Consider the following 7,672-nt stretch of genomic DNA (forward strand, 5'->3'; position numbering starts at 1 on the left):
GGCAGCGTTCTCCCGGGAAGGCGGCTTGCAGGTTGCGCGGGAGACGCTTCCGGGGGCTGGCCGCGGCCAAGGGGGCTCTGCCCCCTTGGGACCCCCGCGAGGAGCTTAGGCTCCTCGACCTCATGAGTGCCTCCGACGGGGGCGGGATGGCTGACGGCGGTTATGATGGGCGACGGCGGCCAACCCGCCCCCGCCGGAGGCACTCAACGTGGGGTCCGGGGAGTTTAAACTCCCCGGCGGGGTCCAGGGGCAGCGCCCCTGGCCCGCGCCCGAACACTCAGGCGCCCCCTCGCACCCCCGGAAGTCACCCCCAGGAGAACGCCGCCCGTCAGGCCGGGGTGATGGCCAGGGCGAGGTCGGGGCCGAATTCGGGCACGGACACGGCCAGCAGGCCGGCGGCGTCGGCCTCGGCGGACAGGCGGCCGGCCTCGCGGCCCGCGCGGGTGTCCCACAGCACCACGCGGCGGGGGCCGGGGCGCAGGCCGGGGATGCGCAGCGTGACGGGGGACACCAGCGAGTCGTCCACCTGCCGGTCGCGTCGCGCACCGCGGCGCAGCGTCCGGCGCAGCAGCCAGGCCACGGCCTGGTTCTCGTCGCCGCAGGCGAAGCCGACCACGGCGGGGTCGTCCACGGTGATCTCGTCGTTGAGGTTGCGCCGGTGGAAGCGCGGCCAGTCCACCAGCGGCAGGAAGCCGGCCAGGGCCTGCTGCGCGCGGCGCATGCCGGCGGTCAGCACGTGCGGCTTGCGGTTGGGCCAGCGCATGCCGCCGCCCGCCCCGCCGGAGGCGAGATGCGCCCACTGGATGTGCCGGAAATACTCGTCGTCGAAGGGCTCCGGCAGGGTGCGGTGCTTGTCCTTGAAGGTGTGGATCGGCCCGTGCTCGGAATCGAAGAAGGGCCGCAGGTCGCCGATATGCGCCAGCGCCTCGCGCGTCAGCCGGCCGGCGGCGATCGCAGGGGCCACGCTGTCGCGCGGCTGGTCGATGCTGCCTTCCTCGTAGAAATGGCTGTTGGCGAAATCCAGCCCGGGATGCCGGAAGATCGGGTCCACGATCCACGGCTTCCATTCCAGCTCCGGCCCGAAGACGGACACGCATTGCAGGTGCGCCCGGCCGTGCAGGCGGATCTCCAGGTCGCGCAGGAAGGGGCCGACATCGTCGATGAAGTGGGCAAAGGCGTCGGGCAGGTTCTCGCCCTGCGCCGGGTGCATCTCGTTCCACAGGTCCCAGCCGAAGATCACGCCGCTCTTGCCCCAGCGCTCCGTGGCAAAGGCGAAGCGCGCCTTCACCGCCTCGCGCGTGGCGGGGCAGGTCAGCAGCCGGGTGCGGCTGTCGCAGGGGCCGCCATTGGCCTGGTTGTAGGGATGGTTCTTCCAGTTGATCCAGGTGAAGAAGGTGTCGAAGGGCGTCAGCAGCACCCGCAGCCCCACCACCTCGCACAGCGCGAAGAGGTCGTCCCACAGCTGCACCATGGTCGGGTTGAAGCTGCCCACGCGGCGTTCCAGGAAGCGGTGCTTGCCCTGCGCGTATTCCAGCATCAGCCGCAGGCAGGTGACGCCGTGCTCCTTCAGGTAGCGCAGGTGGCGCTCCACCGCGGGCAGGTCGCGGCGGCGGAACAGCCCTTCCAGCTCGGGCCAGGAGATCGCGTCGTTCTGGCCGATGGGAGTCCAGGGCTCGCCGGCCGCAGTGACGAAGTAGGGCGCGCCGGGGGCACGCTCGATCCAGGGTAGTTTGAGCGGGGGCAGTTCGGGCAAGGGCGGGCGATTCCAGTTCTGCGGGCGCGGCGGGAAGGCGTCGGGCAGGCATGTACCTGCCACCCCCGCCCTGTCGAGGGGCCGGGACACCGCCGGGGGAAGCCGGCGCGGTCACGACCTCGCGCGCCCGCGTCGGGAACCGCCCGGCCCCGGCGCGCCCATGCCCTCCCACGGCACCACCGGCCCTTGCCCATCCCGCCGCCGGGGCGTCCCATGCCGGCCTGTCGGGCTGCCATCCCCGGCGATGCCGCCGCCGGGGATGGCAGCACCGGAGAGAAGAAGGGTTCCGATGTCCAAGAAGCTTCCGCTGAGCCTCGCCTGCGGCGACTACGAGATCCTGCGCGCCCTCAAGGAAGGCACCGTGCAGCCCGACGGCATCGAGCTGACGGTACTGACGGCGATGGATTCCTCCACCCGCCACTGGCGCTTCCTGCGCAACCGCGAGTTCGACGTGGCGGAACTCTCCGCCTCCTCCTACCTCGTGGCCCGCGACCACGAATTGCCGGTATGCGCGCTGCCGGTGTTTCCTCACCGCCGCTTCCGGCACGGCTTCGTGTTCATCAACACCGGCAAGGGCATCCGCGAACCGCGCGACCTCGTGGGCCGCCGCATCGGGGTGAAGTCCTTTTCCGTCACCGCCGGGCTGTGGATGCGCGGCATCCTGGAGCACGAATACGGCGTGCCGCACCGGCAGGTGGAATGGGTCGCCGAGCTGGACGAGGACGTGAGCTTCACCCCGCCCGAAGGGCTGCGCCTGTCCCGCCTGCCGCATGACCGTTCCGTGGAAGCCATGCTGGCCGAGGGCGAGCTGGACGCGGTGATCCATTCCGACCTCATCAAGCCCTTCGTGGCCGGCGACCCGCGCGTGGCGCGGCTGTGGCCGGACTACCGGGCCGAGGAGGTCCGCTACTACCGCAAGACCGGCATCTTCCCGATCATGCACGTGCTCGGCCTCAAGCGGGAGATCGTGGAGCAGCACCCCTGGGTGCCCATCAACCTCCAGCGCGCCTTCGAACAGGCCAAGACGATCGGCATGCAGCGCATGGAGAATCCCCGCCTCGTGCCGCTGGCCTGGTACCGCGAGGAATGGGAGGAACAGGCGGCGATCCTCGGCCCAGACCCCTGGGAATACGGGCTGGGCGCGCGCAACCGGCACGCGCTGGACACCCTGGCCGGCTATTCCCACGAACAGGGGCTGAGTCGCCGGCGCCTGCCGCTGGAGGAGCTGTTCCTGCCGGTGGACGAGGGCCGCAAGCGCGGCGAGTTCCGCATCTGAGGCGGCCGGGTGGGCCGTCCGGCCGGGGGCAGCGCCCGCGGCCCGGGAGGGAGAAGGAATTCTCCCTCCCGTAGCCCTCCCTCATCTTTCTTCGTTTCCTGCCGGGAATCACGGCAGCGGCGGGACGCCCGGCGGCCAGGACCACCGCCCGAGCTCCGCGGACGGAAGGCCGCCGTCGCCGGAGGGCGTCGCCCTCCGGCGTGCCCGACCTCGCCACCAGACCCGCGGCAGCACCCCGAAAACAGATGAGGGGGAGGGTTCGGGAGGGGGAGAATGCCTTCTCCCCCTCCCGAGGCGCCACCACCCGCTGCCCCGCTCGCGCCCTGGCGAAGCCGCCGCGCCCGCAGCGAAAACCGCGGATTTCCCACCGCCCGCGGGAGATCATTCCGCCTTCGTTGCACCTGCCCTGCATCCGCCGCGTGGCCTCGGGCTTAACGCCCGGGGGTCAGGCCGCTATGGTCCGCCGCTTTCCGAGGGGGCGACACGGCCTTGGCCGACATCTTCGACGAGTTGCAGGACGACATGCGCGCCGAACGCGCCCGCCAGCTGGCGACGCGCTGGGGCGGCGTGCTGGGCGTGGTTGCCCTGCTGGCGCTCGCGGGGGTGGGCGGTTGGCAGGGCTGGCGCTGGTACCAGACCCAGCAGGCCGAGCAGACCGCCGCCATCTTCCTGGAAGCCAGCCGCAACGCCGAGCAGGAGAACGCCGACCTCGGCGCCGCAGGAAACCGCTTCGCCGCCGTGGCCGAGAGCGCCCCGCCCGGCTACCGCACCCTGGCCCGGCTGCGCGCCGCCGCCCTGAAGGCCGAGACCGGCGACCGCGATGCCGCCCTGGCGCTGTGGGACGCCGTGGCCGCCGACCCGGATGCCGACCGGCTGTACCGCGACCTCGGCAGCCTGATGTGGGCGCTGCACGGCCTGGACAGCCAGGACCCCGCCGCCCTGTCGGCCCGGCTGGAACCGCTGGCCGCCGATTCGAGCCCCTGGCGCGCCTCCGCCCGCGAATTGCAGGCGCTGGTCTCCATGCGCCGCGGCGAAAGGGACGTGGCCCGCCGCACGCTGCAGGCGCTGGCGCAGGACACCACCGCCCCCCAGGGCATCCGCAGCCGCGCCGCGCGGCTGGCCGCGGGGCTGGACGGGTGAGGCCGGTGCGCGCGACGCGCCGCGGCCTGCTCCGCGGCACCGGAATGCTGGGCGCGGCCGGGCTGCTGGCCGGCTGCGACACGCTGGAAGACCTGTTCGGTTCCTCCAAGAAGCCCCTGCCCGGCGAGCGCCTGCCGCTGCTGGGCACCAACAACCGCGCCATCAGCGCCGATCCGGCGGCGGCGCGGCAACCGCTGGTGCTGCCCGCGGCGCGCCCGGTTTCCAGCTGGCCGCAGGTCGGCGGCGACGCCGCCCACGCGGTCGGCCACGTCGCCCTGTCCTCCGAAACGCTGCGCGAAGCCTGGCGCGGCAGCGTCGGCACCGGCAGCGGCTATCGCCGCCGCATGACCGCGGGCCCCGTCGCCTCGGCCGACACCGTCTACGCCGCGGATGCCTACGGCGTGCTGGGCGCCTTCAGCCTCGACCGCGGCGGCCGCCGTTGGCAGTTCGACACCCGCCCCGACAAGGACGACGTGGGCGCCGTGGGTGCCGGCTGCGCGCTGGACGGCAACACCCTCTACGTCGCCACCGGCTTGGCGGAAGTGCTGGCCATGGACCCCGCCACCGGCACGGTGCGCTGGCGCGTCCGCACCCCCGCCCCGACCCGCGGCGCCCCCACCGTGGCGGATGGCCGCATCTTCGTGGTGACGCTGGAGAACCACCTCCTCGCCCTCTCGGCCGAGGACGGCCGGCGGCTCTGGGTGTATCGCGGCCAGCCCGTCACCGCCGTGCCGCTGGGCCTGCCCGCCCCCGCCGTGTCCGGCGAAACCGTGGTGGCCGGCTTCCCCTCCGGCGAGCTGGTGTCGCTGCGCGCCACCGACGGCCGCGTGCTGTGGACCGAAGCCCTGTCCGCCCCGCCCGGTGAGCGCCGCGGCGGCATCGCCGACATTGCCGGCGTCCGCGCCGCCCCGGCCATCGTGGAAGGCACCGTGCTGGCCGTGGGCCAGGGCGGCTCCACCATCGCCGTGGACCTCCGCTCCGGCCGCCGCCTGTGGGAGCGCGAGGTCGGCGGCGCCACCGACCCGGCCGTGGCGGGGGACTGGATGTTCCTGGTTTCCACCGACGCGGAGCTGGTGGCGCTGAGCCGCACCACCGGCCAGGTCCGCTGGCTGACGCCGCTGAACCCGCCCACCCCGCCCGGCGGTCGCCGGCGCGAGCCCGCCAGCTTCGGCAGCCCGCTGCTGATCAACGGCCGCATCCTGGTGCCCGGCAGCGGGTCGGAGGCGGTGCTGGTGGACCCGGCGGAGGGCGACATCACCGGCCGCCTGCCTCTGCCCGGCCCGGTGCTGCTGCCCGCCGCCGTGGCCGGCAACCAGGTGCTGGTGCTGACCGAGGACGGCACCCTCGCCGCCCTGCGCGGCTAGCGCCACTTCCCGCCGTTCCCGGGAGGGGGAGAAGGAATTCTCCCCCTCCCGGACCCTCCCCCTCATCTTTTTTCGGGATGCTGCCGCGGTCTGGGCTGGCGCGTTGGGCGCGCCGGAGGGCTCGGCCCTCCGGCAACTGCCGCATCAGCCCGCGCTGCGCAGGACGAATGTTTTCTGAGGCTTCAAGCGCCCGGCGTGCCCACCCAGACCCGGCAGCTCCCGAAAAAAGATGAGGGTGGGTCTGGGAGGGAGAATTCCTTCTCCCTCCCGGGGCCAAGGGCGCCCACGAACCGGCCCATGCCGCCACCCGAGCCGGGCGACACGGGCAGCCTTTCTCCCATGCGCGGCGCGCCCTGGACCGGCGCCGCTCTCCCTGGCCGGTGGCGCGCAACCATCGCCCGCCCCGCCGTGCTAAACTCCCGCAATGCCTCGAAAGGTCGCGCCGGCATGAAGCCCCGCATCGCTATCCTGGGCCGGCCCAATGTCGGCAAGTCCTCCCTGTTCAACCGCCTCGCGCAGCGGCGCATCGCCATCGTGGACGACACGCCCGGCGTCACGCGCGACCGCAAGGAAGCCGAGGCCCGTATCGCCGGCCGCGACGTGATCGTGGTGGACACCGCCGGGCTGGAAGAATCGCCGCCCGACACCATTCCCGGCCGGATGCGCGCTTCCTCCGAAACGGCGCTGCGCGAAGCGGACCTGATCCTCTTCGTGGTGGATGCCCGGGCCGGGCTGACGCCCTCGGACCGCGCCTTCGCCACCTGGCTGCGCAAGCAGAGCAAGCCGGTGATCCTGCTGGCCAACAAGGCCGAGGGCCGCACCGGCGCCGCTTCCGCCCTGGAAGCCTACGAACTCGGCCTGGGCGCCCCGCTGCCCGTTTCCGCCGAGCACGGCGACGGCTGGGGCGAGCTGCACGACGAGATCGCCGCCCGCCTCCCGCCCGAGCCGGAGGGTGAGGAGGACGAGGACGAGCCCGACACGGAGGAGAAGCGCCGCAACCGCCCGCTGCGCCTGGCCATCGTCGGCCGCCCCAACGCCGGCAAGTCCACCCTGCTCAACGCCCTGACCGGCGAGGAGCGCATGATCACCGGCCCCGAGCCCGGCCTGACCCGCGATTCCGTGGCGGTGGAATGGACCGACGAGACCGGCGGCAAGGTGCGGCTGGTGGACACCGCCGGCATGCGCAAGCGCGCCCGCGTGCACGAGGGGCTGGAACAGATGTCCGTCGGCGCCTCGCTGGCCGCGCTGAAGGAATGCGAGGTGGTGGTGCTCGTGCTCGACGCCCTGCTGGGCATGGACGAGCAGGACCTGCGCATCGCCCGCCTGGCCGAGCGCGAGGGCCGCGCCGTGGTGGTCGCCCTGAACAAGTGGGACGCGGTGGAGGACCGCCCCGGCACGCGCAAGCAGCTGGACGACGTGCTCACCGCCTCCCTGGCGCAGTCCAAGGGCGTGACGGTGGTGCCGCTCTCCGCCATGACCGGCCGCGGCGTGGACAAGCTGATGCCCGCGGTGCGCAAGACCTACGAGCGCTGGAACCACCGCGTCGCCACCGGCGCGCTGAACCGCTGGTTCGAGGGCGCGCTGGAACGCCACGCCCCGCCGCTGGTCGGCGGCAAGCGGCTGAAGCTGCGCTACTGCACCATGCCCAAGGCGCGGCCGCCCACCATCACCGTGTTCGGCACCCGCGCCGAGCTGCTGCCCGAGGATTACCGCCGCTACCTCGTCAACAGCTTCCGCGAGGCCTTCGACATGCCGGGCGTGCCGATCCGGCTGCACCTGCGCGGGACGAGCAATCCTTACGAGGACGAGGACAAGTAATACCGGCGAGCGGATGAACTGACTCGGATGTGAGTTTCAGTTCGCTAGGTTCGGTGATTCGGTTTCGGCGTGGCTGGAACGGACGGGCCGATGGGACGAGCGCTGGCGATCCGGACTGACCTGCTGAGCGCGTCCGAGTTGCGCAGGCGGGCACGCCGGGAGCCGAACCGACGGACAGCGACGCGGATGGTGGCGGTAGCGCACGCATTGGATGGGTTGAGCCGGGCAGAGGCAGCGCGGCTGGTGGGCCTGGAGCGCCAAGCGCTGCGCGATGCGGTGGTGCGCTACAACGCCGAAGGGCTAGACGGCCTGCGGGACCGT

The 7,672-nt window shown here is 72.9% G+C and carries 6 protein-coding genes; 5 read left to right on the forward strand and 1 reads right to left on the reverse strand.

Annotated elements, in window-relative coordinates:
* Positions 1–328: 328 nt before the first annotated feature.
* Positions 329–1,753 (reverse strand): hypothetical protein, encoded by a 1,425-nt coding sequence (locus ACLIBK_RS06720; protein ID WP_415386463.1) that lies wholly within the window; start codon positions 1,751–1,753, stop codon positions 329–331.
* A gap of 289 nt (positions 1,754–2,042) precedes the next feature.
* Between ACLIBK_RS06720 and ACLIBK_RS06725 the strand changes: the two genes are divergently transcribed.
* The 5 genes from ACLIBK_RS06725 to ACLIBK_RS06745 form a co-directional block, all read left to right on the forward strand.
* On the forward strand, positions 2,043–3,029 hold the full coding sequence (locus tag ACLIBK_RS06725) for a hypothetical protein (protein WP_415386464.1): 987 nt from the start codon (positions 2,043–2,045) through the stop codon (positions 3,027–3,029).
* 489 nt (positions 3,030–3,518) lie between these two features.
* The gene (locus ACLIBK_RS06730; RefSeq protein WP_415386465.1) at positions 3,519–4,169 is read left to right on the forward strand and encodes a tetratricopeptide repeat protein; all 651 of its coding nucleotides are present in this window, start codon (positions 3,519–3,521) and stop codon (positions 4,167–4,169) included.
* A gap of 5 nt (positions 4,170–4,174) precedes the next feature.
* The gene (locus ACLIBK_RS06735) at positions 4,175–5,533 is read left to right on the forward strand and encodes a PQQ-binding-like beta-propeller repeat protein (RefSeq protein ID WP_415386466.1); all 1,359 of its coding nucleotides are present in this window, start codon (positions 4,175–4,177) and stop codon (positions 5,531–5,533) included.
* A 447-nt stretch (positions 5,534–5,980) separates the two neighbouring features.
* Entirely contained in the window at positions 5,981–7,351 is a 1,371-nt protein-coding gene (gene der / locus ACLIBK_RS06740) for a ribosome biogenesis GTPase Der (protein ID WP_415386467.1), read from the forward strand.
* A 90-nt stretch (positions 7,352–7,441) separates the two neighbouring features.
* The coding region (locus ACLIBK_RS06745; protein ID WP_415386468.1) for a helix-turn-helix domain-containing protein at positions 7,442–7,672 on the forward strand (231 nt) is incomplete at its 3' end.

Origin of the sequence: Roseomonas sp. BN140053 (assembly GCF_047690175.1) — a bacterium.
Classification (GTDB): domain Bacteria; phylum Pseudomonadota; class Alphaproteobacteria; order Acetobacterales; family Acetobacteraceae; genus Roseomonas.